This is a genomic window from Kouleothrix sp., assembly GCF_046328425.1.
Classification (GTDB): domain Bacteria; phylum Chloroflexota; class Chloroflexia; order Chloroflexales; family Roseiflexaceae; genus Kouleothrix.
On record NZ_JAXLWP010000004.1, the window covers coordinates 46,705 to 72,049 of the forward strand.

17 protein-coding genes are annotated in these 25,345 nt (G+C 69.5%); 9 read left to right on the top strand and 8 right to left on the bottom strand.

The annotated features are described in order from the left end of the window. Positions 1-108 precede the first annotated feature (108 nt). From U0177_RS03080 to U0177_RS03095, 4 genes are all read left to right on the top strand, one after another. Positions 109-2,037, top strand: coding sequence for a glycosyltransferase family 39 protein (locus tag U0177_RS03080; protein ID WP_409569121.1), 1,929 nt, complete (start codon positions 109-111; stop codon positions 2,035-2,037). A gap of 12 nt (positions 2,038-2,049) precedes the next feature. Next, positions 2,050-4,590 carry a phenylalanine--tRNA ligase subunit beta gene (pheT, locus tag U0177_RS03085; RefSeq protein ID WP_409569122.1) on the top strand — a complete coding sequence of 847 codons (2,541 nt, stop codon included), beginning with the start codon at positions 2,050-2,052 and terminating at the stop codon, positions 4,588-4,590. A gap of 373 nt (positions 4,591-4,963) precedes the next feature. Continuing rightward, positions 4,964-6,532, top strand: coding sequence for a methylmalonyl-CoA mutase (locus U0177_RS03090; RefSeq protein WP_409569123.1), 1,569 nt, complete (start codon positions 4,964-4,966; stop codon positions 6,530-6,532). 234 nt (positions 6,533-6,766) lie between these two features. Continuing rightward, on the top strand, positions 6,767-7,693 hold the full coding sequence (locus U0177_RS03095) for a PIG-L family deacetylase (RefSeq protein WP_409569124.1): 927 nt from the start codon (positions 6,767-6,769) through the stop codon (positions 7,691-7,693). 168 nt (positions 7,694-7,861) lie between these two features. Here the strand turns inward: U0177_RS03095 and U0177_RS03100 are convergent, their stop codons facing one another. The 3 genes from U0177_RS03100 to U0177_RS03110 form a co-directional block, all read right to left on the bottom strand. Then, entirely contained in the window at positions 7,862-9,199 is a 1,338-nt protein-coding gene (locus tag U0177_RS03100; RefSeq protein ID WP_409569125.1) for a vWA domain-containing protein, read from the bottom strand. A 105-nt stretch (positions 9,200-9,304) separates the two neighbouring features. Further along, entirely contained in the window at positions 9,305-10,747 is a 1,443-nt protein-coding gene (locus U0177_RS03105; RefSeq protein ID WP_409569126.1) for a MurT ligase domain-containing protein, read from the bottom strand. Continuing rightward, complete coding sequence (locus tag U0177_RS03110) at positions 10,740-11,675, bottom strand: acyltransferase (RefSeq protein ID WP_409569127.1); 936 nt, start codon at positions 11,673-11,675, stop codon at positions 10,740-10,742. The genes U0177_RS03105 and U0177_RS03110 overlap by 8 nt, the downstream gene beginning before the upstream one ends. Positions 11,676-11,831: 156 nt before the next feature. On the opposite strand from U0177_RS03110, the gene U0177_RS03115 reads away from it, so the two are divergent. From U0177_RS03115 to U0177_RS03130, 4 genes are all read left to right on the top strand, one after another. Next, positions 11,832-12,104 carry a DUF6582 domain-containing protein gene (locus U0177_RS03115; RefSeq protein WP_409569128.1) on the top strand — a complete coding sequence of 91 codons (273 nt, stop codon included), beginning with the start codon at positions 11,832-11,834 and terminating at the stop codon, positions 12,102-12,104. Then, a complete protein-coding gene (locus tag U0177_RS03120; protein ID WP_409569129.1) occupies positions 12,101-13,474 on the top strand; it encodes a dihydrolipoyl dehydrogenase family protein in 1,374 nt (457 codons plus the stop codon). Before U0177_RS03115 ends, U0177_RS03120 begins: the two co-directional genes overlap by 4 nt. Before the next feature lie 238 nt (positions 13,475-13,712). Next, positions 13,713-14,471 (top strand): ABC transporter ATP-binding protein, encoded by a 759-nt coding sequence (locus U0177_RS03125; RefSeq protein ID WP_409569130.1) that lies wholly within the window; start codon positions 13,713-13,715, stop codon positions 14,469-14,471. A gap of 80 nt (positions 14,472-14,551) precedes the next feature. After that, positions 14,552-17,107 carry an FtsX-like permease family protein gene (locus tag U0177_RS03130; RefSeq protein ID WP_409569131.1) on the top strand — a complete coding sequence of 852 codons (2,556 nt, stop codon included), beginning with the start codon at positions 14,552-14,554 and terminating at the stop codon, positions 17,105-17,107. Positions 17,108-17,426: 319 nt separating this feature from the next. Here U0177_RS03130 and U0177_RS03135 read toward each other — a convergent pair whose 3' ends face one another. Next, the gene (locus U0177_RS03135) at positions 17,427-18,896 is read right to left on the bottom strand and encodes a protein O-mannosyl-transferase family (protein WP_409569132.1); all 1,470 of its coding nucleotides are present in this window, start codon (positions 18,894-18,896) and stop codon (positions 17,427-17,429) included. Between the two features lie 153 nt (positions 18,897-19,049). Beyond that, on the bottom strand, positions 19,050-20,102 hold the full coding sequence (locus tag U0177_RS03140) for a hypothetical protein (RefSeq protein ID WP_409569133.1): 1,053 nt from the start codon (positions 20,100-20,102) through the stop codon (positions 19,050-19,052). 456 nt (positions 20,103-20,558) lie between these two features. Here U0177_RS03140 and U0177_RS03145 point away from each other — a divergent pair, with 456 nt between their 5' ends. Next, on the top strand, positions 20,559-22,574 hold the full coding sequence (locus U0177_RS03145; RefSeq protein ID WP_409569134.1) for a DUF4012 domain-containing protein: 2,016 nt from the start codon (positions 20,559-20,561) through the stop codon (positions 22,572-22,574). A gap of 113 nt (positions 22,575-22,687) precedes the next feature. On the opposite strand, the gene U0177_RS03150 is transcribed toward U0177_RS03145, so the two are convergent. From U0177_RS03150 to U0177_RS03160, 3 genes are all read right to left on the bottom strand, one after another. Further along, positions 22,688-22,924, bottom strand: a complete 237-nt coding sequence (locus U0177_RS03150; protein ID WP_409569135.1) for a hypothetical protein — start codon at positions 22,922-22,924, stop codon at positions 22,688-22,690. A gap of 301 nt (positions 22,925-23,225) precedes the next feature. Continuing rightward, on the bottom strand, positions 23,226-24,359 hold the full coding sequence (locus tag U0177_RS03155) for a type II CAAX prenyl endopeptidase Rce1 family protein (RefSeq protein ID WP_409569136.1): 1,134 nt from the start codon (positions 24,357-24,359) through the stop codon (positions 23,226-23,228). Next, complete coding sequence (locus tag U0177_RS03160; RefSeq protein WP_409569137.1) at positions 24,356-25,246, bottom strand: DUF1616 domain-containing protein; 891 nt, start codon at positions 25,244-25,246, stop codon at positions 24,356-24,358. The genes U0177_RS03155 and U0177_RS03160 overlap by 4 nt, the downstream gene beginning before the upstream one ends. Between the last annotated feature and the right edge of the window lie 99 nt (positions 25,247-25,345).

Sequence of the window (25,345 nt, forward strand, 5' to 3'; positions counted from 1 at the left end):
CTGTGTCGATGTGCGTGCTACGCGCGACATCGACACAGATAAGAAATAAAGTACCGCTCTGCCCAAAGTTGAGCGCGCCAACTGCGTAGTTCCGCCAAAGAATCAACGATGAATGATTCAAAACTCAACGCTCAACACGCACGATTGATCGGGCTGGTGGTGGCGTTTATCGCGCTCGCGGCGCTCTACAGCGCCGTGGTGCCGCTGGGCGAGGGGCCCGACGAGCCGGGCCACGCCGGGTATGTGTTCTTTGTGGCGCGCGAGCGGCGCCTGCCCGACCAGCGCGCCGACGAGGTGCCTGGCGAGGGCCACCAGCCGCCGCTGGCCTACCTGCTGGCGGCGCCGCTGGTGGCCTGGCTGCCCGCCGCCGATCGCGCGATCGACTGGCCGGCCAACCCGCGCTTCACCTGGGCGCCGGCTGCCGGCGCCGGGCCGGCGCGCGAACCGAACGCGGTGGCGCACGGCAGCCGCGAGTTCTGGCCCTGGAGCGGCGCGACGCTGGGCTGGCACCTGGCGCGGCTGGCCTCGGTGGCGGCCGGCGCTGCGACGGTGGTGTTCACCTACCTGGCGGCACGCGAGTTCGCGGGCGGCCAGCGGAGGGCGCAAGACCCAGACAACCGGGCGGCGTTCGCCCTGAGCCCTGCATCCTTCGCCCTGATCGCGGCGGCGCTGGTGGCGCTTAACCCGCAGTTTCTTTTTGTCTCGGCGCTGGTGACAAACGATGCGCTGCTGGCGGCGCTGAGCGCGCTGCTGCTGTGGCTGGCACTGCGCCGGGCGGATGAGCGCCGGCGTGCCGCAGGGGCGGGTGGCTATGCGCTGGGGCTCGGCGTGGTGCTGGGGCTGGCGCTGCTGACGAAACAGAGCGCGCTGCTGCTGGCACCGGTGGCTGGGATCGCCGCGCTCGACCGCAGTCTGCGCGCCAGGCGCGGGCCGCTGGCGAGCCTGGCGCTGCTGGCGGGCGCGACGCTGCTGGTGTGCGGCTGGTGGTACTGGCGCAACCTGCAATTGTACGGCGACCTGTTCGGGCTGGCGGTGTTTCAGGCCGAGTTCACCACCCAGGCGTTCGACCCGCGCAGCCTGGCGGCGTGGGGCGGCGCGCTAAGCCAGCTGCACGCCTCGTTCTGGGCGCGCTTCGGCTGGATGAACGTGCAGCCGCCCGGCTGGGCGATCTGGCCGTTCGTGCTGCTCGAGGCCCTGGCGCTGGCGGGCTGGGGGCGCCGGCTGCTGGCCCACGATCCGCAGCCGACGGTCGAGGGCCGGGGTGCCTCCTGGCGCGGCTGGCGATGGCCGGTGGTCGGCGGCCTGTGGTACGTACTGCTGCTGCCCGCGCTGGCGCTGGCGTGGGTGGTGAGCTTCGCGCTGACGGCCGGGCTGGTGGCGTGGCAGGGGCGGCTGCTGTTCCCGGCGCTGCCGGCAATTGCGATCGTGATGGCGTACGGGCTCGCGAGCTGGCAGAGCCGCGAATCAACAACCAAGAAGCGCCTCTGGGCCAACAGCACGCGGCTCTTGGTTCTCGGTTCTTGGCTCTGCCTGGCACTGTGGCTACCGTTCGGCGTGATCCGCCCGGCCTACCCGCCGCAGGCGCTGCCCGAGGCCACGGCGCTGGCGCGGCTGGGCCAGCCAACCTACGCGCGCTTCGGCATGCCGGGCGACCCTGGCGCCGAGCTGCTGGGCTGGCAGCTGCAGCAGCCGGCGCGCGCGGGCGAAGCGGCCGAGCTGACCTTGGTGTGGCACGCGCGCGGCCGGCAGGCGCACGACTGGACGGTGTTCGTGCACCTGGTGGGCGCCGACGACCAGATTGTGGCCGAAGACAACACACGGCCGCGCGGCGGCGTCTTCCCGACTACCCAGTGGGTCGCGGGCGACTGGATCGAGGATCGCCATACGCTGAGCATCCCGGCCAGCCTGGCGCCCGGCACCTACCGGCTGCGCATTGGCTTGTTCGATGAGGCCAGCCAGCAGCGCGCGGGCGTGTTCAGCCGTGGCGGGCGCCTGCTCGGCGACCACCACCTGGTGGGAAAAATACATGTTGAGTAGCAAGGAGCAGATATGAAAGTTCCGATCTCGTGGCTGCGCGAGTTCGTCGACATCGACATGCCGATCGACGCGCTGGCCCAGAAGCTGACGCTCTCGGGGCTTGAGGTGGCCGACGTGACGCGCATCGGCGTGCCCGGCGCCGAGCTGGCCTGGGACCCCGAGAAGATTGTGATCGGCAATATTCTAGAGGTGCGCCAGCACCCCAACGCCGACCGCCTGGTGCTGGCGGAGGTCGACTACGGCGCGGCCGAGCCGCACACCGTCGTCACCGGCGCGCCGAACCTGTTCCAGTACCGCGGGCTGGGCCGGCTGCCGCACCCGCTCAAAGGCGTGTACGCCAAAGAGGGCGCCGAGCTGTACGACGGCCACGCCGAGGGCAAGGTCAAAGTCAAGCTGAAGGGCCGCCCGGTGCGCGGCGTCATGTCCGACGCGATGCTCTGCTCGGAGAAAGAGCTCGGGATGTCGGACGAGCACGAGGGCATCATCATTCTGCCCGACGACGCGCCAGTGGGCACGCCGCTGCGCGACTACCTGGGCGACGAAGTGCTCGAGATCGACATCCTGCCGAACACCGCGCGCGCGCTCTCGATCCTCGGCGTGGCGCGCGAGGTTGCCGCGCTCACCGGCGCGCGGCTCCACATCCCCGAGGTGACGATCGCGGCGACCGGCCCGAGCATCGAGGGGCGCGCGCAGGTGACGGTTGAGGAGCCCGATCTATGCCCGCGCTTCAGCGCCACGCTGATCGAGGGCATCGAGATCAAGCCATCGCCGCTGTGGATGCAGCGCCGCCTGACGCTGGCGGGGATGCGCCCGATCTACAACATCGTCGACGTGTCGAACTACGTGATGCTCGAGCTAGGGCAGCCGAACCACACCTACGACGCCGACAAGGTGGCCGGCCAGCACCTGATCGTTCGGCTGGCGCGCCCCGGCGAGCGGATCACCACGCTCGACGGCAAGCAGCACGAGGTCTACCCGGTGCCCGGAACCGACCTGCCGGCGCTGCTGGTGTGCGATCCGAGCGGCCCGAACGGCGGCGTCGCCGGCGTGATGGGCGGCGCGGCCACCGAGGTGAGCGAGACGACCACGCGCGTGCTGCTGGAGGCGGCCAACTGGGAGCCGCGGATCATCCGCAAGATGGCGCGCGGCTTCAAGCTGCCCTCGGAGGCGTCGCGGCGCTTTGAGCGCGGGGTCGACCTCGAGCTGGCGCCGCTGGCCCAGCGCCGCGCGCTGCAGCTGTTCCAGCAGGTGGCCGGCGGCACGATCGCCCAGGGCATGATCGACGTCTACTCGCGGCCGTGGGTGCCGCCGGTGCTCGACCTGACGCCGCGCGAGGTGCGGCGCATCCTGGGCATCGGCCTGAGCGCGAGCGAGATCGCCGAGCTGCTGCGGCCGCTGGGCTTCGGCTGCGAGGTGCTGCCCGAGGCGGTGCGCGTGACGGTGCCGAGCTACCGCCAGGACGTGAGCATCCTGGCCGACCTGTGCGAGGAAGTGGCGCGCATGTACGGCTACGACCGCATCCCGACCACGCACCTGGCCGACGATCTGCCCGAGCAGGCCGCCAACCCGTCGCTTGAGCTCGAAGAAAAGGTGCGCGACGTGCTGGTGGGCGCCGGGCTCGACGAGGCGATCACCTACTCGCTGACGAACATGGCCGCAGTGGCGCGCGTGGCGCCGGCCGACGCCAGCCCGGCGCTGTACCTGAAGCTGGCCAACCCGATCACCCCCGAGCGCGAGTTTCTGCGCCGCTCGGGCCTGCCGACACTGCTCGAGGCGCTGGCGCAGAACCTGCGCGAGCGCGAGCGCGTGCTGCTGTTCGAGATCGGCCGCGTGTACCTGCGGCGCGAGGGCGCGGCGCTGCCCGACCAGCCGCGCGTGCTGACGCTGGCGATTGCCGGCGAGCGCGAGCGCCGCTCGTGGCTGACGCCCCGGCCCGAGCCGTTCGACTTCTTCGACCTGAAGGGCGTGATCGAGACGCTGCTGGCGCGCCTGAACCTGGCCGACCAGGTGCGCTTCACGCCGCTCACCGACGACCCGCGCTTCCACCCCGGCCGCGCCGCGAGGCTCGAGCTGGCGCAGCCCCAGGGCAAAGATGCAAAGCGGACGGCCGACAGGCAGCAGCCCAACGCTCAGCTCGGCGTGCTGGGCGAGCTGCACCCCGAGGCGCGCGACCGGCTGGAGATCGATGCCACGCGCGCGCTGGCGGCCGAGCTGGATCTTGAGACGCTGATCGCCATGGCGCAGCCGACGAAATATAAGGCGATCTCGCGCTTCCCTGCGACCACGCAGGATCTCGCAGTGATCGTGGCGGCCGAGGTGCCGGCCGACCAGGTGGCCGCCGCGATCCGCAAGTACGCCGGCCCCGACCTGGAGGCGCTCGAGCTGTTCGACGTATACGAGGGGCAGCAGGTTGGCGCCGGCAAGCGCAGCCTGGCCTACCGTCTGGCGTTCCGCTCGGCCGCGCGCACGCTCAGCGACGCCGACGTGAACAAGGTGCGCGCCAAGATCGTGCGCGGGCTTGAGTTCGACCTGAAGGCGACGATCCGCGCGTAGCCGGCGCGCAATGAGCTGACAAAAAAACGCCGCCGCGTATGCCGCGCCGGTGGCATATGCCTCAGGGCGCCGCAGCAGCTGCGTTGCTGCCCTGAGGCATGTTTGATCGCTTTCTTTTTGAGAAGCCCTGCCCGGCTTCGCCGGGCGGGCTTCTCAAAAGAAATATCGGGGCGGCTTCGCCGCCTCGACGGCACCCCAGCGGCGCAGCGCGATTGACACCCGGCGGCGGCGCGCCTATACTCTGGTTACCACCTCGCCACGCGCAAAAGCCAAATCGTAACTGCCCTGGCCGGCCCATTTGGTATGATCGCGTCGCATTGCGCAATTGATCAATACGGCAGCCCCGCTAGCGTCGTTGATTCAGGAGACTCGCATGAGCGACATACGCACCGACTCCGGCATCGAGATCAAGCCAGTCTATCGCGCCGACGATGCCGGCCAGGCCCAGCCTGACCCTGGCCAGTACCCATACACGCGCGGCGTCTACCCGACGATGTACCGCGGCCGGCTGTGGACGATGCGCCAGTATGCCGGGTTCGCCTCGGCCCGCGAGAGCAACCTGCGCTACCGCTACCTGCTGGAAAAGGGCCAGACGGGCCTATCGGTTGCGTTCGACCTGCCGACCCAGCTGGGGCTCGACTCGGACGACCCGCGCGCCGAGGGCGAGGTTGGCAAAGTTGGCGTTGCGATCGACAGCCTCGAGGACATGGCCACGCTGTTCGACAGCATCCCGCTCGGCAAGGTCACCACCTCGATGACGATCAACGCCCCGGCGTCGGTGCTGCTGCTGCTCTACGAGCTGGTGGCCGAACGCCAGGGCGTGCCGGCCGACCAGCTAGGCGGCACGATTCAGAACGACATCCTGAAGGAGTACGCCGCGCGCGGCACCTACATCTTCCCGCCGCGCCCGAGCATGCGCCTGATCACCGACACCTTCGCCTACTGCCAGGCGCACATACCCAAGTGGAACACGATCTCGATCAGCGGCTACCACATCCGCGAGGCCGGCGCCACCGCCGCCCAGGAGATCGCCTTCACGCTCTCGGACGGCATCGCCTATGTCGACGCGGCGATCAAGGCCGGCCTGCCGGTAGACGAGTTCGCGCCGCGATTGTCGTTCTTCTTCGTCAGCAACCCGAACTTCCTCGAAGAGGTGGCCAAGTTCCGCGCGGCGCGGCGCATGTGGGCGCGGATCATGAAGGAGCGCTTCGGGGCCAAGAAAGATTCGAGCATGATGCTGCGCTTCCACACCCAGACGTCGGGCGCCAGCCTGACGGCGCAGCAGCCGCTCAACAACGTCGTCCGCACGACGATCGAGGCGCTGGCGGCGGTGCTGGGCGGCACGCAGAGCCTGCATACCAACGGCTTCGACGAGGCGCTGGGCCTGCCGACCGAGCAGGCCGCCGCGCTGGCGCTGCGCACCCAGCAGATCATCGGCTACGAGAGCGGCGTGGCCGCCACAGCCGACCCGCTCGCCGGGTCGTACGTGGTCGAGGCGCTCACCGACGCGGTCGAGGCCAAGGCCTGGCAGCTGATCGAGCAGATCGACGGCATGGGCGGCGCGACCGCCGCGATCGAGCAGGGCTGGGTGCAATCGCAGATCGCCGACTCGGCCTACGCCTACCAGCAGCGCGTCGAGGCGGGCGAGCAGGTGGTGGTGGGCGTGAACCGCTTCGCCGACGCACAGGCCGCCGCAGTGCCGATCTTCTCGCCGAACGAGACGGTATCGAACGAGCAGGCCGCCTCGCTGGCGCGGCTGCGCGCCGAGCGCGACGGCGCGGCCGTGGCTGCGGCGCTCGACGGGCTGCGCCAGGCCGCGCAGGGCAGCGAGAACGTGCTCTACCCCATGCGCGAGGCGCTCAAGCGCCTGGCCACGGTTGGCGAGGTGTGCGGCGTGCTGCGCCAGGTGTGGGGCGAGTACCGGCCGGAGGTGCGGCTGTAGGCACCTGGTCGGCATGGTCTTGGCGGCGCTGTGCTACCGGCAGCACAGCGCCGCTCGGTTTTCTCTGCGCCGGCGCGCATATGCTACAATAGCGCCTGTGTGTGACGGTTAGGCTCAGTTCACTAGGTTTTGGCCTGCCACTGTACGGGGCGTGGCCTATCGCGCCCCCACGCTTCCGAGGCAATCGACCGGAACGCTGATGTGAACCAGGCCATACGAGCGGATTGTAGCGCTATGACCACAGCCCCGGACCTCGACTTCGCGCCCTACGGCATCGACACGCTCTGGCTCGACCGCGCGCCGAAGCCGCGCACGATCCTGATCGCCTACCCGCACCCCGACGACGAAAGCTTTGGCAATGGCGGCACGATCGCGCGCTACGTGGCCGAGGGCGCGGCGGTACACTACGCCTGCGCCACGCGCGGCGAGTGCGGCACCGTCGACGCGCACATGCTCGAGGGCTACGCCGACACCGCCGCGCTGCGCACCGCCGAGCAAACCTGCGCCGCGCGCGCGCTGGGCCTGGCGGCAGTGCATTTCCTTGGCCACCGCGACTCGGGCATGCCCGGCACGGCCGACAACCAGCACCCCAACGCGTTCATCCAGGCGCCGCTCGAGCGCGTAGCCGGGCAGCTGGCCGCGCTGATCCGCGCGCTGCGACCGCAGGTAGTGCTGACGTTCAACTCCTACGGCGGCTACGGCCACCCCGACCATATCCATATTCACTACGCCACGCGCGCAGCCTTTGCCGCCGCCGGCGACCCAGCGCGCTTCCCCGAGCAGCTTGCGGGCGGCCTGGCCCCCTGGCAGCCGCAAAAGCTGTACTACCCCACCTTCAGCACGCGCTTTGTGCGCATGGCGGTCGCTGGCGTGCGCCTGGCCCGGCGCGACCCGCGCCGCATCGGGCGCAACAACGACATCGACCTGGTGCGGATCATCGAGGAGACGACGCCCGTCACCACAACTGTGGCGTGCGGCGAGTACCTCGAGGCAAACCTGCGCGCCCGCGCGTGCCACCGCAGCCAGGGCGGCGGCCTGCCGTTCGGCGGGCGGGTGCCGCGCGCGCTGCTGCGGCGCTTCTTCGGCGCCGAGAGCTTCACGCGCGCCATCCCAGCCTGGGCTGGCGGCCCCACCGAGCGCGACCTGTTCGAGGGCGTTTAGAGTGGGGGTTCGAGGGCGGCTTCGCCGCCCTCGAATTTCTTTTGTGATGCCCTGCCCGGCTTCGCCGGGCAGGGCATCACAAAAGAAAGAGATCAAACGGAGTTGGTATAAGCCCTTGGCATCGTGGTGGCAAATACTCCCAGCGTCTTTAGCTGAAATGTACTGATGCTAGGCCGCGCCCTGGGCCTGAGCCAGCTCGCGCCGCACCACCTGCACCACCAGGTCGTCGAGCCGCTCAACCGTAAACTGCTGCGGGTCGACCTGATGCACGGTGCTGTCGCCAGGCGCGCCGCTATTCTGGCCGGGCTGGTACGTCAGAACGATGAAATGCGCCAGCGTCTGCTGCGCGATCTGGCGCATGACGTACTCGGCCTCGTCGCCGGTATTGCTGGCGGCCACGGTGTACACCTTCACGCCGCGCGCCACCGCCGCGCGCGCCTCCTGCACGTAATCGTAGTCTTGCGGGTAATCGAGGTGCGGTGGCGCGTCAGCCACGAGAAACGTCAGGCGCACAGCGTCGTCGGCCCAGGAGACGCGCTCGATCGCGGCGTGCAGCGCCTCGTTCATCGACTCGGGCTCGTCGCCGCCGCCGCCGGCGCTCACCTGCAGCAGCGTCTGGCGAAACGCATCCAGGTCGCCGGTGAAATCGTGCACCTGGGTCACATAGTCGTCGCCGCGGTCGCGGTAGGCCACCAGCCCGAAGCGCAGCGCCGGACGCGGCGTGATCTGGTCGATGCGATCGGCGATGCTGGCGATCGTCTGCTGGATCTGGCCGATCTCATCGCCCATGCTGCCGGTGGCATCGAGCAGAAACAGCACGTCGAGCCGGGGGGTGGCGGGCAGCGCCTGGGCGCCGCGCAGCACGAATGACGGCGCGGTGTCGCCGCCACGCAGCAGCGTACCCTCGGCCTGGCTGTTGCCCTTATCGATCCGCACGCGCAGCTGTGTGTCGTTGGCGCCCAGATCGAGCGCACGCGGCAGAAACAGCGTCTTGCCGCCGGCGTAGGTGCGGCCCTCAAACACGGCGCGGTCGCCGCTGAAGATCCGCACGCGCGCGTCGAGCACCGGCCGACCATTGTCGTCGGTCACCGTCAGCACGTAGCGCTCGCTCACGTCGACGGCATGCGCGCGCACGCCCTGCGAGCGGCTGAGGTAGCCGAGGTACGCCTCGAAATCGGCGTTGTCGTCGACCTCGCCGGCGCGCAGCGGGGCGCTTTGCTGGCTGGCAGCGACGGGCGGCGGAGTGGGCTGGGCGGATACCGCGCCGGCGGCGGGCGCGTGGGCCGCCGGCGCGGCAGTGGCCGCCGCCAGCATCGGCGCGGCAGCCGCAGGCGCAGCGGCGGGCTGGGCTGCAATCGCACCCGCCGCCGCCTCGGCCGGGGCAGGTATGGGCGCGGCCTGCGGCGCCACAGCAGCGCCGCCGCAGGCTGCCAGCAGCGGCAGCAGCAGCGCCAGGGCCAGTACAATCAACGAGGCCCGCCGGGTAGAATGTGTGATTGGATCCATCGCCGACCTCCTGTGTCTTGAGCATTTTGTATGTCGTAGCTCAAAGACGGCGGCGGCGGCGAAAGGGTTCCGCTATAGACAAGCGCAGCGAATTCGGAGCCGACTTTAATCTTCCCAGAACGGGCGCACCCAGCCGCGCCGCGCCAGCTCGGCGCGCAGCTCAAGCATGGCGGTGTACGTCGGCAGGGCGTAGAGCGTGGCGCCCTGCGGCAGCCGCGCCAGCGCAAGGTCGAGCGCGCGCGCCAGGTCGGGCTCGGCGCCGATCTGCTCGGCCGGCACCCCGGCGTACTTCAGCCGCACCGCCATGTCGGCGGCGCGCGTGCCGCTCACCACGGCCGCAGCCACGCGCCCGGCCAGCCGCTCGAAGTCGGCGTCCCACAGCCACGACACATCCGTGCCGTCGGCGAACTTGTCGTTGATCGCGATCAGCAGGTGCAGGCCATCGCCAGCCGGCAATTGGGAGCTGGCGGCCGGCTGCTCGCCTGCGAGCATGCGCACCGTCTCGCTGGCGCCCACCGGGTTTTTGATCAGCGCCAGCAGCAGCGGCCGCCCGCCCGCGTCCACTCGCTCGATGCGCCCGAACGCGGCGCTGAAGCCTTCGAGCGTGGCGCGGATGCGCGCGGGCGCCACGCCCAGCAGCAGCCCGGCTGCAGCAGCGGCCAGCGCGTTCAGCGCGTTGTACAGCCCCGGCAGCGGCAGGCCAATCTCGAGGTAGCCGCTGGCCGGGATGGCGCTGTAGCTCAGGATAAGCCGGCTGCCTGTGGTGCCGCCAAGCTCCAGCCGCGCGAGCTTGAACTGCGGGTCGGGGCGGCGCTGGCCGCACTGCGGGCAGGCGTAGTGGCCGATGTGCGCGTAGAACAGCGCCGAGTAGGTGTAGGGCGCGCCGCACCTGCGGCAGAACTGCGAGTCGGCGAAGTGCGTGGCGCCGCCACCAGCGTGGCGCGTGTCTTCAAGGCCGTAGTACAGCACCCGCGCGCCTAGACCCTCGCCCAGGGCCGCCACCGCCGGATCGTCGGCGTTCAGCAGCACTGTGGCGCCGGGCGGCAGCTGGGCCAGCGCGGCACGCCATTTCGTGGCGATCGTATCGACCTCGCCGTAGCGGTCGAGCTGGTCGCGGAACAGGTTGTGCAGCAGCACCAGGCGCGGGCGCGTTTCGGCCAGCGCCTGCGGCAGCGCGGCCTCGTCGGTCTCGAACAGGCCGATGTCGGCGCGCACCCGCCCGGCCAGCGAGCTGCCGGCCAGCGCCGTGGCGGTGAGCCCCGTCACCAGGTTGGCGCCGGCGCGGTTGTGCAGCACACGCCGGCCGTCGTCGCTCAGGATGCTGGCGAGCATGCGCGCGGTGGTGGTTTTGCCGTTGGTGCCGCCGATCACCGCGACGCCCTGCGGCAGCCGCGCGCTCAGCCGGCGGAGCGCGTCGGGCGCGATCCGCCGCGCCACCACGCCCGGCAGCGTCGTGCCGCCGCCGGCGCGCAGCACCCGGCTGGCCACCCCGGCGGCCTTGCCCGCGCCAATCGCGGCCAGCAGGCGAAAGTCGGCGAGGTTAGGCATGCGTCCCCTTCAGCGAGCGCGCCGCCTGGAGCTGGGCCTCGCGCGTCAGCTGCTCGATCAGCGCGTCTTTGGCCTCCCACAGCTCGCGCACCCACGCCTGGAAGCGCTCGCGGAACTGCGCATCGGCGGCGTAGTCGCCATGCGCGAACTCGCTGGGGATGGCGATCTCGTTCACCTGGACGATCACCTGGCGGATGCGGCCCGACAGCAGATCCCAGAAGCCAGCGCGCTGCTGCGGGTACACGAGCGTTACGTCAAGCAGCGCGTGCAGCTGGTCGCCCATCGCCGCGATCACCAGCGCCACCCCACCGGCCTTGGGCGGCAGCAGGTGCTGGTATGGCGAGGCCTGCGCCGCGCGCTTGCGCTCGGTCACGCGCGTGCCCTCCAGAAAGTTCAAGATCGTCGAGGGCTGGTACAGGTAGCGCCGGCATGCCTGGCGCGTCGTCTCAAGGTCGCGGCCGCGCAGGTCGGGCCGGCGCGCGAGCTGCGCCGCCGAGTAGCGCTGCATGAATGGGAAGTCGAGCGCCCACCACGCAAGCCCCAAGATAGGCACGTACAGCAGCTCTTGCTTGATAAAGAATTTGATAAACGGGATACGCCGGTTGAACACACGCTGGAGTACCAGGATGTCGACCGACGAGCAGTGGTTGCTGGCCACAAGGTACCAGCGGTTCTGGCGTAGGCCCTCAAGCCCGCGCACATCCCAGCGGATCGCTTGCGTCCAGGCCAGGATGCGGCTGTTGCCGTCGATCCAGCGCTCGGCGATGCGCACCAGCGCGGCCGAGCAGCTGCGGCGCCAGGCGGGCAGCGGCAGCACCAGCTTCGCCAGCGTTACGCAGTACAGCGGCGTGGCCCAGAACAGCAGGTTGCCAAGCATCAGCAGTGCGGTGAGCGCGCCGAGCAGCGGCGCGGGTAGGAAGTGAAACACTGTTGCTCCTGTGCGCCGCGGTTTTTGACGATCACCGGCGGGCAGGCGGCGCGCCGCTATTGTAGCATATCCGCGCGCCGGGCCGAGGCATATTGTGTGCTGTAGGGGCAGCAAGCCGAGGCGCGCCGCCGCGCGCCTGAACACAAGGAGCCTGCCATGAGCGGTAAACAATCGACACATATCGACCGGCGCGACGACGTGAGCCCGCGCGAGGGCGAGCGCGAGTATGGCGATGTCGAGTTCGCCGACCCGACGAACAAGAAGTACCCGGTGGATACGCCCGAGCACGTGCGCGCCGCGTGGAGCTACATCCACCACAAGGATAACGCCGCCAAGTACGACGCCGACGAGGTCGAGGCGATCAAAGGCCGTATCCGCCGCGCCGCCAAGCGCCACGGCGTCGAGCTGAACGGCGAAGACGGCCGATGACCAAACCCTACGATCTGCTGGTGATCGGTGCGGGGCCGGCCGGCAGCGCCGCCGCCAACCTGGCCGCCGCGCAGGGCCGCAGCGTCGTGCTGGTCGAGCGCGATAAGATCGGCGGCACCTGCCTGAACTACGGCTGCGACCCAACCAAGGCGCTGCTGCGTCTGGCCAACCAGCTTCACGCCGCGCGCGCCGCCGCGCCCACCGGCCTGCGCTTCGGCACCGCCGCAGCCGACTGGCCGGCCGTGCAGAGCTACCTGCACCACGTGCGCAACCAGGTGCGCGGCGGCACCGATGCCGCTGTGCGCCGCCAGCTGGCCGAGCAGGGCATCGATGTGCGCAAAGGCGTGGCGCGCTTTGCCGGCCCGCGCGAGCTGCGCGTCGGCGACGAGCTGCTGCGCGCCGAGCGCGTGCTGATTGCCGTGGGCAGCCTGGCTACCCCGCCCGATCTGCCTGGCCTCCAGGCGCTCGGCTACATCACCAACCGCGAGGCGGTGAACTTGCGCGAGCTGCCCCGCCGCCTGGCAATCGTCGGCGGCGGGCCGATCGGCGTCGAGTTCGCCCAGCTGTTCAGCCGCTTTGGCGTACAGGTGACGATCGTCGAGCAGGCGCTGCGCCTGCTGATGAAAGACGAGTGCGCGCTGGCCGAGCGGCTGCGCAAGCTGCTCGAGGCCGAGGGCATCGGCGTGATTACCAACGCCACGCTGACGGCCGCCCGCCCGTACCGCCAGGCCAAGCAGCTGCTGTACACCCGCGACGGCGAGAATGGCGCGCTGCAGTGCGACGAGATCATGATCGCCACCGGCTTCCGGCCGGCGCTCGCCAGCCTGCGCCTGTATGAGGCCGGCGTGGCAACCAACGAGCACGGCGTTGTGGCCGACGCGACGCTGCGCACCAGCGTGCCGCATATCTGGGTCGCGGGCGACGCGGCCGGCGGCTACCAGTTTACCCACGTGGCCTACGAGCAGGGCCGCCTGGCGGCCGAGAATGCCTTTGCCGAGCATCCGCGCCAGTTCGACGAGCACGTGATCCCGTGGGTGACGTACACCAGCCCCGAGCTGGCGCACGTCGGCCGCACCGAAGACGAGCTGCGCGAGGCCGGGGTGCCCTACCGCGTCGGCGTGAAGCAGATGCGCGATGTCGAGCGCGCCCTGCTCATCGGCCAGCCCGAGGGCCAGGTGAAGCTGCTCGTCGGCGACGACGGCGCCATTCTCGGCGGGCATATCCTGGCCGCGCACGCCGGCGAGCTGATCGCCCCGCTGGCGCTGGCCATGCGCGCCGGCTTGCGCGCGGCCGACCTGGCGGGTACGATCTTGCCCTACCCAACCCTGGCCGAGGGCGTGCGCTGGGCCGCCGAGGACGCGCTGGGCTGATGGCGCGCCTCCATCCGCCGCCCGGCCCGCAGCGTACTTTCATAGGATACGAGTTATGCGCTGTCCTCACGTATGGGAGGCTTGGAGGGCTTGCGCCGCCGAACCCCCACCACGTAAACTCGTGCCATATAATAGCTTTGCTACCATACACGCCCCACCAGGGCGGTTCGAAGAGGCTTTGCCCCTCCGGATCCCTTATTTCCAATAAGTCTACTAGCACAAACGATTGGATACATGCATGCCAGCCAGCGACAACGGTCTCGGTTCAAGCGCTCCGATCATCCGGCTCAGCCGCGTGTGTAAAAGCTTCGAGGAAGGCGGGCGCGAGCGCGTGGTGCTGCACGAGGTCAGCGCCGAGTTCGCGCCCGGCGAGTTTATCGTGCTTGTCGGCAAGAGCGGCTCGGGCAAGAGCACGCTGCTGAACCTCGTCAGCGGCATCGACACGCCTAGCTCCGGCGAGGTCTGGGTCGCGGGCCAGGATCTTACCCACCTCTCCGAGCACGCGCGCACGCTGTTCCGCCGCAAGCACATTGGCTTTATCTTCCAGTTCTTCAACCTGGTGCCTACGCTGACGGTTTTCGAAAACCTGCTGCTGCCGCTCGAGCTGAACGGCCGCGCCGATGCCGCCGGCCGCGCTCACGCGCTGGCGCTGCTGGCCCAGGTCGGCCTGGCCGACCGGCGCGACGCCTACCCCGATAAGCTTTCCGGCGGCGAGCAGCAGCGCATCGCCGTGGCACGCGCGCTCGTGCACGACCCGCTGCTGGTTCTGGCCGACGAGCCCACCGGCAACCTCGACGAAGAGACCGGCCGCCAGGTGCTCGACCTGCTCGACTCGCTCACGCGCCAGGCCGGCAAGAACCTGCTGATGGTCACCCATAGCCCCGAGGTTGTCGGCCTGGCCGACCGGGTGTTTCGAGTGACAGAGGGGCACCTCGTCGAAGAGCCAGCCGTGCAGATCAGGTCACAGGGAGGCAAGGATCTGGAGCTGCGTATCTGATAGAGCGATCATCCACAGATTGCACACCGGTACTTGTTCACCTCGCCTGTCTGCCTGTCTATCTATTGCGTAGGATGCGAATGACCCCAACATTGCTCAAGACCTCCTGGCGCTATCTGCTGCGGCATCCCTGGCAGATCGGCCTGGCCATCCTTGGCGTCGCGCTCGGCGTGGCCGTGGTGGTGTCGATCGACCTGACCAACAGCAGCGCCCGCCGCGCCTTTGCGATCTCGACCGAGACGATCGCCGGGCGCGCGACCCACCAGATCGTCGGCGGGCCGAACGGCCTCGACGAGGCGATCTACCGCCGCCTGCGCGTCGACCTGGGCCTGCGCGACTCGGCCCCGCTGGTCGAGGGCTACGCCGCGGTGCCCGGCAAGCCCGGCCTGACCCTGCACATCCTCGGCGTCGACCCGCTGGCCGAAGGGCCGTTCCGCCCGTACCTCAGCAGCGCCAACGCCGGCCCGAACTCGCAGCTCACCGCGCTGTTCACCACCCCCGGCGCCGCGCTGATGTCGGCCGAGACCGCCCGCGTCTATGGCCTGAAAAGCGGCGATACGCTGAGCCTGCGCGTAGGCGCGCGCACCCAGTCGGCCACGCTGATCGCGCTGCTCGAGCCGCAAGACGAGGCCGCGCGCCGCGCCAGCGACAGCCTGCTGATCGTCGATATCGCTACCGCCCAGGAGTGGCTCGGCATGCTCGGCCGGCTCAGCCAGATCGACCTGATCTTGCCCGAAGGCGCCGCCGCGCAGCCCGCGCTCGACCAGGTCGGCGCGCTCTTGCCGCAGGGCCTGCGCGTCACCCGGCCGGCGCTGCGCACCCAGGCGATCGAGCAGATGACCGCAGCGTTCGAGCTGAACCTCACCGCGCTCAGCCTGCTGGCGCTGATGGTGGGCATGTTCCTGATCTACAACACGATCACCTTCTCGGTGGTGCAGCGCCGCAGCCTGATCGGCAGCCTGCGCTGCCTGGGCGTCTCGCGCCGGCAGATCTTCGCGCTGGTGCTTGGCGAGGCCCTGCTGGTAGGCGTCGTCGGCGCGCTGGCCGGGCTGCTGCTGGGCATCGGGCTCGGGCGCGGGCTCATCCGGCTGGTGACGCAGACGATCAACGACCTGTACTTCACCGTGTCGATCAACAATGTGGAAATAAGCGCCGGGCCATTGATCAAAGGCTTTCTGTTAGGCCTCGGCACTACCCTGGTCGCCGCCGCGGTGCCGGCAGTCGAGGCAACCCTCACACCACCGCGCACCGTGCTGCGCCGCTCGTCGTACGAAGAGCGCGTGCGCCGCTATGTGCCGATCGCCGGCGCGGCCGGCCTGGCACTGCTGCTGGGCGGCGGCGCGCTGCTGCTGATCCCCAGCAAGAGCATCGTGCTCAGCTTCAGCGCGCTGCTCATCCTGACGCTCGGCGCGGCGGCGGTGACGCCAATGGCCGTGCTGCTGATGATGCAGCTGGCCCGCCTGCCCATGGGCTGGCTGTTCGGGCTGCTCGGCCGCATGGCCGCGCGCGATGTCGTCGCTACGCTCAGCCGCACCTCGGTGGCGATCGCCGCGCTGATGATCGCCGTGTCGGTGACGATCGGCGTCGGCCTGATGGTCGGCAGCTTCCGCCAGACGGTGGTGAGCTGGCTCGATTCGACGCTGCGCGCGGATGTGTTCGTGTCGGTGCCCGGCGTGTCGAGCAACCGCCTCGACGCGCCGCTCCCCGACGCGATCGTCGGGCAGATCGCGGCGGCGCCCGGCGTCGAGCGCGTGCGGCGCTACCGCAGCGTCACCGTCGAGGGCCAGTTCGGGCCACAGCTGCTGGTGGCGCTCGAAGTCGCCACCGACCGCGACCGCGCATCGTTTCAGTTTTTGCAGGGCCAGCCGGCCAGCGCCTGGCCGGGGTTCGCGCAGGGCCAGGTGCTGGTGTCCGAGCCGCTGGCGTTCCGCTACGACCTCGCCCCCGGCGACACGCTGCGCCTGCTCACCGAGGCGGGCGAGCGCGAGTTCACAATCGCCGCAGTGTACGCCGACTACGGCTCCGACCAGGGCGTGGTGATGATCGATCTTGCGCGCTACCAGGCGCTCTGGAACGACCCACGCATTTCGTCGCTGGGCGTCTACGCCGCGCCCGGCACCGACGTCGACGCGCTGGTGCTGCAGCTGCGCGGCCTGGCCGGCGCCGACCAGATCGTCAACATTCGATCGAACCGCGCGCTGCGCGAGGCTTCGATCGACATCTTCGACCGCACCTTTGCAATCACCACGGTGCTGCAGCTGCTCGCCACGATCGTGGCGTTTATCGGCATCCTGGCGGCGCTCATGGCCTTGCAGCTCGAGCGCGCCCGCGAGCTGGGCATGCTGCGCGCCAACGGGCTCACTCCGCGCCAGCTGTGGGGCGTGGTGATCTCGCAGACCGGGCTGATCGGCTTTACCGCCGGATTGCTCTCGCTGCCGGTTGGCGTGATGCTCGCGGCCGTGCTGGTGTATGTGATCAACAAGCGCTCGTTCGGCTGGACGCTGCTGTTCCGCCTTGACGGCGGGCTGTTCGCCCAGGCTATGCTGGTGGCGATCGCCGCCGCGCTGCTGGCCGGGCTCTACCCGGCCTGGCGCATGAGCCGTACCCCGCCCGCGCTGGCGCTGCGCGAGGAATAATATGCTCTTCGCCTGATCACTTTAGGACTTACGCAGTTGGCGCCGTCAGCCTTCGGCAGAGCGGTACTACCTCGTTTAGTGTATGCGGTTTTCCGCGCTGCGCGCGGAAAACCGCATACAGAAGATGAACACGTACCATACTGCCGCAGGCTCAATCTACTACCTTGAGGAAGCCGAATCACGTAAGTGCGTAACCCCTAAGATTGTATTGCACTGCGTGGCTTCGCCAAGCAGTGCAATACAAAAAGAAATTCGAGGGCGGCGATGCCGACCCCGAACCCCCACCATAAAGCAACTGATCAGCCAGGCTTCTCGCGCTCTACGGCGCCGGGGCGCGCGTCACCGCGCGATCGGGATTTGCGGCGGCAAGTGTGGTGCCCCACTCGCCCTCCGGCGCGTCGGGCAGACGCAGCGCCGGGTACAGCGCGCGCGCGTTGGCGCGGTACCAATCGTACTGCAGCAGCGACTCGATCAGCACCGCCGTGTCGGGGCGGCGGCCCAGCGCATAGCGCGCATAGGCCAGCGCGAAGCTATCGCGGTCCCCGGCGCTCAGCACGATCGCGCGCGGCGGCGCGGCTTCGAGCACAGCCAGCGCGTAGTCGAGCGCCCGCGTGTCGCCGCTGGCGTCGGCCTGGCGCAGTGTGGCGGGCAGCGGCGCCAGGAACGCTCCGGCCAGCACGAGCGCCGCCAGCGGCGCGGCCCCGCGCCAGCGCTTATTCAGCCAGCTCAGCAGCGCCGCCGCGCCTAGCCCCATCCACAGCGCGGCGATCAGCAGCGCCGGAATCAAGTGCACCGCGTAATCGGGCGTGTTGTAGCCGATCGCGAAGGCCGCCTGCAGCAGCGCCGCCCCTGCCGAGAGCCACACGAACCGGCGGGCGCGCGGCGGGGCATACGCCAGCCCGGCCAGCGCCAGCCCTAGCCCCAGCGCCCCGACCTGCCGCCACAGCAGCGCGCCCGCGTCGGCCAGCCGCGCAGGCAGCTCGCCGGCCGGCACGCCAAATGCCAGCGGCCGGTACAGCGCGCCCGAAAGCACCCACCAGAAGCCCGCCAGCGTGTCGGCCCCGCCCCAGCTGACCGGCGGGTGCGCGGCGGCGCGCAGCGGCAGGTACAGGTACACCAGCAGGCCAGCCGCCAGCCCGCCCGCCGCGCCGAGGATATCGGCCAGGCGCTGGCGCGCGCGCAAGCCCTCGCTCAGCAGCCACGCCGCCACGAACAGGCCGATCGTCGGGTGGTTGCCAAGCGCCAGGCCAGCCAGCAGCCCGCGCGCCGCCAGCGCGCTGCGTGATCGCGCCGGCTCGGCCGCAAAGCCCAGCAGCAGCACCGCGAACAGCGCGTTCAGCGTGTATACCTCGGCAATCACCGCCTGCGACCAGAACAGCGGCGCGGTGCCCAGCGCCAGCGCGGCCAACCCGGCGGCGCTGGCACTCGCCAGGGTACCGGCGGCCAGCAGGCGCCGCGCGAGCCGGTAGAGCAGCAGCGTGGCCAGCAGCGCCGCCGCCGCCGAGAGCATATTCGCGCGGTAGGCGATATCGCCAACCGGCAGCAGCATGAATAGCCGCGCCAGCAGCAGGTAAGTAGGGTAGCCAGCGGGGTGCGCGACACCCAGCGTCGCGGCGGCCGTGGCCAGGTCGCCGCTGTCGGCGCCATTGTTCGCCCAGCTGATGCTCGGGGCAAGCGTGCGCGCGTAGGCCGCCGCTAGCGCGGCCAGCCCCAGCGGCGGCAGCGCCCGGGCCGCCCGGCGCGGCGAGAAGCGAGCAAGAATCGCGAATTGCGCGCGCTGCATGTTCATAGTAAGCCAGGGTTCAATCGGGTTTGCTGGGGGCTGATCACTTGCTTGGGGGTTCGGGGCGGCCTCGCCACCCTCGAAATTTCTTTTGCGATGCCGTACCCAGCTTTGCCGGGCAGGGCATCGCAAAAAGAAAGTGATCAAACGGAGTTGGTATTAGTCCTTGCGAACCGGCTGCCGGGCCTCGGTCAGCTCGCGGCGCAGGCCGTGCGCGCGAATGCTCGCGCCGGTGCCAAGCGCCAGCGCCAGCAGCACCCACACCCACGTGCCCACGGCCGGGCCGCTCTCGGCGCTGGTATTTGGCAGCGAGCTAGGCTGCGGCACGCGCGCCGCCAGCGCGTACAGGCTCAGGTGCGGCAACAGCGTGCAGACGCGGTTGTGCGTCCGATCGACCGTGCTCGGCAGGCGCTCCCACTGCTTCTTGCCGGGGTCGAACAGCTCAACCGCGAACGACGCCGGGTCGCCAATGATCGCCAGATCGGCCGAGGTGTAGCTGAAGCACAGCTGCACCGGCTGCTTGAACGTCGGCGCGGCGATCGGATTGCCGTTGCTGTCGAACAGCGTCAGCTCGACGTGCGGCCCAAAAAAGCGCTCGCCCGAGTTTGGCCCGCGCGAGTCGCCGGGGTTGATCAGCTTGGCCTCGATCGTGCCGGGCGCGCCCAGGTCGCCAGCTTCGATCTCGATCGACCAGGGGCAGTTGACGATCACCAGAGCGCTGTTGCCATCGACTGGCTGGCGTATGCCGCGCGGCGAGCCGGCAGGCGGCCCATCCGGGCGCAGCGGGCAGCGCTCGTCGTCGCGCACCTCGGTGGGCTCGGGGCGCTCGGTTGGGCCACCCGCGCGCGCGGTGGCAGTGGCGTTCGCACCCGCAGTGGCCGTCGCATTTGCGCCGGCGGTGGCCGTCGCGCCCGCGACGCTGGTGGCGGTCGCCTCGGCCGCATTTGCGGTCGGCGAGGCGGTCGGCGTCGTCGTGACGCTCGCCGTCGCGGTTGCCGTGGCCGTGGGGTTGCGCTGCCGGCGCGGCGTAGGTGTCTGCGTCGACGTCGCCGAAGGCTCGGGCGCATTGACCTGCGTCGGCGTAAAGGTTGGCAGCGTCTGGCTTGCCGGGGCCGCGCTGGCCGCGCCGTTCAAGCCAAGTGCCAGCAGCGCCAGCGCTACCAGCGTCAGCGCGAGCCTGCGCACGCTGCGATTCTGCGGGAAGTGGTTCATAGGGCGCGATCCCTCTCGTTTCATGTGTCCATCCGGTATGTCGCCGCCTATCGACCGGCACTTACAATGGCTTGATTGTATAAACGCTGTTTTACGCCCAATTGATACGTATTTTTGCACTTATCAGGCGTAGTATTGCAAAATTAATAATACCTGGCATAACGGCATGAAATCACCCAATTCAGGCTGTAACCAAGCTGTAATGTTCTTAACCATGTTAAGGCGCATTTTCTGCGAGACTATCGGAACTGTAATGTTGCTCTTTGTGCCGGCTATACGGTTTCTTAGTGTCGCGATGTACGCGGCAGAGCTTGGGAAGGTACGCCTCGCCAAACAGAACAGCAATGTGAAGGGCTGCTCCCGCCGCATCTGCCGCGCGAGGCGGCCGCTACGTCGAGAAATACGCTCTGGCCGGCCGCTCGGCCACTGCCACGCACTTGAATTCAGGCAACGTCTATGTCACTCCAACAGTCGATCAAAGAGCCTACACATACACGCCACACCCCTGCCCTGGCGCGCCTGCGCGCGCGGCACCTGCTGGCGCTGATCGCCGCCGCGTGCCTGCTGCTGGGCGCGATCAAGGGCTGGCGCATCTACAGCCGCGCCGAGGCGCTGCGCCAGGATGCGGCCGAGCTGAGCGAGGCCGCAACCCGGCCCGAGCTGGCGCGCATCGAAACCCTCGGCCCGCTGCTGGCCCGCACGCACGCCAACGCCCAGGCGCTCCGCGACGAGGCCGCGCCGCTGCTGCCGATCACGCACTATCTGGGCTGGCTGCCGCGCTATGGAACCGACCTGGCCTCGGCCGAGGATCTGCTCGATCTTGCCGTCGATATGGCCTGGGCCGCCGAGGACGGCTACATTGCGCTGATGCCGGCGCTGCGCCCGCTTCCGGCCGGCCAGCCCGCCGGGGCGGCGTTGGTGCAGCGGCTCGGCGGCGCCCGCCCCGACCTCGAGCACATGCGCCAGACGCTGGCGCGCGCTAGCGCCGCCTGGGAACGCCTGCCGCTGGCCGGGCTCTCGCCGGCGCTGCGCGCGCAGCTCCAGCTGATCGCGCCGCTGCTGCCGGCCGCGCGCGACGGCGTCGACCTCGCGCTGGCGCTGCCCGACCTGCTCGGCGCGCACGGCCGCCAGGTCTACCTGCTCGTCGCGCAGAATCCCGACGAGCTGCGGCCTACCGGCGGCCTGATCACCGCCGCAGGCGTGGTTGCGCTCGAGGGCGGGCGCATCGCCGAGTTCGATATGAGCGACTCTGGCGCGGTTAACGATTTCGCAAAATCGGCCTACCCGCCCGCGCCCGAGCCGCTGCGCCGCTACATGGGCTTCGACGTGTGGGGCTTCCAGGACGCCAACTGGTCGCCGGATCTACCAACCGCCTCGGCCGCGATCGCTGATCTGTACGCGCGCGGGCGCGGGCGCGAGGTGCGCGACATGGTGGTGATCGACCCGCAGGGGCTGCAGCTGCTGGTGGGCGCGCTTGGCATGCTGCAGGTCGAAGGCGCGGCCGAGCCAATCACCGCCGCGAATCTGCTGCCCTACCTGCGCAATGCCGTGTTCTTTACCTCGCCGCAGGCGGCTGGCGCCGCCGCGCAGCCGTGGTGGGTGCAGCGCAAAGCGTTTATGGCGCCGCTGGGGCGCGCGCTGCTGGCGCGGCTCGAGAGCGACGGCGCGAATGTCAGCTGGCCCGCGCTGCTGGGCGCGCTGCACCAGGCGCTCGACGAACGCCACATCCAGCTGGTGCTGCGCCAGCCCGACGTGGCCGCAGTGCTGGCCCGGCGTGGCTGGGACGGCGCGGTGCGCGCGGTCGACGGCGACTTCCTGCTGCTGAGCAGTGCCAACCTGGGCTACAACAAAGTGTCGCCGCTGGTGCACACCACAATCAGCTATACCATCGACCTGAGCCAGCCGGCCGCGCCAATCGCCGAGCTGAGCGTGCGCCAGCGCAACGGCGCCGCCGGCGCGCCTGCCTGCGACCAATCGAGCGGCTACAACGCGATCGTCGAGGCGCAGCGCTACGAAGACCTGATGGCCGGCTGCGCCTGGATCTACCTGCGCGCGCTCGCCCCTGAGGGCAGCCAGCTCGTCAGCTCGCTTGGCAACCCGACACCCGGCGGCTGGCTGCTGCGCGGCCAGCCCGACGACGGCGGCGCCACGGCCGAGCCCGGCGACGCGCGCACCACCGCGATCGACACGTTTCTGGTGATCCCGCCCGGCCAGACACGCCGCAGTTTCTTCCGCTACCGCCTGCCCGACAATGTGCTGGCCCACGATGCCCAAGGCTACCACTACCAGCTGACGATCCAGGCGCAGCCGGGCGCGCCGGCGGCGCCCACGAGCGTGCGCGTGCGGCTGCCACGCGGCGCGGCGCTGGTTTCGGCCAGCCCGGCGCCCGCAGCCCGCGACGGCCAGGAGCTGGTGTTTCAGGCTACGCTCGCGCGCGATATCGACCTCGATCTGCGCTTCATGATGCCGTAGCCGCCAGTGGTGCGGCCGCGCCACAGCGCCAGCACAATGCACAACCCACCGCGCGGCCCGCCGCCATTGCCGGCGGGCCGCGCTGTATATGCCTGCGAAAGGAGCGAACGCTGCTAGCGCAGCACGTCGACAACCTTCAGCGCCACCGTGGCCACAAACACCAGGATGAGCGGCACGATCGCGATATTCAGCGCGCGGCTCAGGCGCTGGGCGCGGCTACCGCTCAGCCCGCTGATGATCTCCTTCTGGATCAGCAGCAGAATCAGCGTCAGGATCGCGATCAGCGCGAGCGAAGCCGCTGCGGCGGTGGTCATCACCGTTGTGGTTGTCGTCGTTACAGTCGTAATCATGTCCGGCTCCTCGCTCGTGGTTCGCCTGTATATCTAACGGTATCGAACAGTATAACGCGTTTGATCGCCCTAGAGATAGCTTCTCAGATTAACGAAAGATGTCAGTGGCTACGCGGTGCACTCGTAAGCGTATAATCATTCAACAATAAAGACGTTTATATATCGTTAAATAAAATAATATCGCCGCAGATCAATAAGCAGCAAATATATTTATATACCGTTAATACAATTACATCACAATCGATCGAGTTTCTTCAGCCGGGTGCTTGCCGCGAAGCCACCCGGCTTCTTCAGCAAAATCTTACGCAGCCCCCAGCGCGCTGACGATCAGCTGGATCTGCTCGGGCTGCGGCAGCCGCAGGCCGTGCTCGATCTCGGCCAGCAGGCGCGCCGGCAAGCCCGTGCGCTGCGCCAGATCCACATAGGTTATCCCGGCGACCTGGCGGCGCAGGCGCAGATTAGCGACCAACGGCTGGTTGGCGGCGGGCTTAGGCTTGGGCGCGGCAGGCGCGGCGGGCCTCGGCGCAAACGCGGGCAGGGTGCGCGGCAGCGGCATACGCAGCGCGGCGCCACGCCACATCAGCAGCGAGATCGCCAGGATCGCCATCGCCGATCCGGCTGCGATCGCCCATGGCATCGCGCTCGACAGCAGGCCGGGGTTACGCGACAGGTATGGCAAGATCAAGAACAGCGTAATATTCGTGAGGCCGTGCGCCAGCGACACCCCGAGGATCGAGCCGCCCCAGCGCACGATATAGCCGAACAGCAGCCCCACCACAAACACAAACAGCACGTCGCTGAGCGACAGGTAGCCAATGTGCAGCACCGCGAACAGCAGCGCCACGTACATCAGCGCCCAGCGCCCCAGCGCAGGCGTCGCCACCGGCTGCAGCAGCCCACGAAAGATCAGCTCTTCGCTGAAGCCGGTGCAGACGATCAGGCTGAGCGCCGGCAGCCACAGCGCGCCAGGCGCCAGGCTGGCAACCAGCGGCGCCGGCCGGAGGATCGCGAACTCGATCGCGCCCAGCCCCAGCCCGCCGCCGATGATCATCAGCTGAAGCGGCAGGTTCCCGGCGCGCAGGCCCAGCGTCTGCCGCGAGATGCCTAGCAGCCGGATGACGATCCAGGCGGCGAGGAACAGCGGCAGCGCCACAATCGGGTACCAGGCGATCTGCGGGAAGCGCGTGAGCGGCAGCGAGAGCGAAAGCAGCCGGATGAGCGGGGCCAGCGTGAGCGCTAGCGCCAGCTTGCGGTTCTCGTCGAGCTGGCCAGTCGCGCCATAAAACGTCAGCCCCACCAGCAGCAGCGCGTGCAGCAGCAGCCCAAGCTGCGGGTTGACAAGCGAAGTACACAGCTCGGCAATGGTGATCAGCAGCAGGTAGCCCCACAGCAGCCAGATCGGCCGGCGCGTCTGTCGCACGGTCCAGGTGGTCATGGTTGGCCTCGCACATTCACCCACAGCCGCAGCTGGCGATAGGGCGTGGTCTCGTCGTCGCGGAACAAGAGGATGTCAACCTGCTGGTCGTCGCCAGCGCCTGGCAGCGCGTAGCGCAGCGGCGCCTCCCAGCTCTGTCCGTCGGCCAGCTCGCTCGGCCCGGCCTGGGCGATCAGCTGCCCGGCAGCGCGCGCCTCGACGCGGTAGCGCTGCGGCGCGCCCTCGCGGTTCACCACGCCGAGCCGCACCTGCATCAGCTCGCCCGGCGCGACCTCGCGCGGGTAATCTTCGGCCAAGCCCTGCGCGCCAAGCGCGTAGAACTCAGTGATGCGCGCCGACGGGTCGGGCGCGGCCAGGGCGTACACGCCGGCGCCAAGCACCAGCGCCAGCGCCAGCGCGCCCAGCAGCAGGCGCGCGGGCCGTGCGCCAGCGCGCCCCAGGCCGCGCGGCGCGGGGACAGCCGGCGCATCGGCGATGCCGGCCGGCAGCCAGGCGCGCCGCAGCAGCGCCACCGCGCACCATAGCGTGATCCAGATCATGAGCGTGATCGCGATCGGCCAGGGCTGAATACCCCACGGCAGCTGGTCGAGCAGCAGCGCCAGCAGCGGCGCCACCGCCACGCTCAGGCCAAAGCTCAGCCCGGCGCGCGCCACGCCGTCGAGGTCGTCGCGCTGCGGGAAGATCGCCGCCACCAGCGCGTAGCCCGGCGCCAGCAGCACTGTGGCCAGCCCCAGCGGCACGCGCAGCCATGGCAGCGGCAGCAGCAGCAGCGCCGGCACCAGCAGCGCCGCCCCGATCAGCAGCAGCAGATCATACACTTCTGCGGGCGCAGGTGTACGCAGGCTGCTGCGAACGATGCGCGGTTGCGTGGTTGGCTTCACGGTCATGGCAATGATTTCCTGTGCCGGTAACTGCCCATCCGAATCACCACAGCGGCACGAAACGCGGCGGCTAGCCCGTACCAATCCGGCAATGCGCTTACCCGG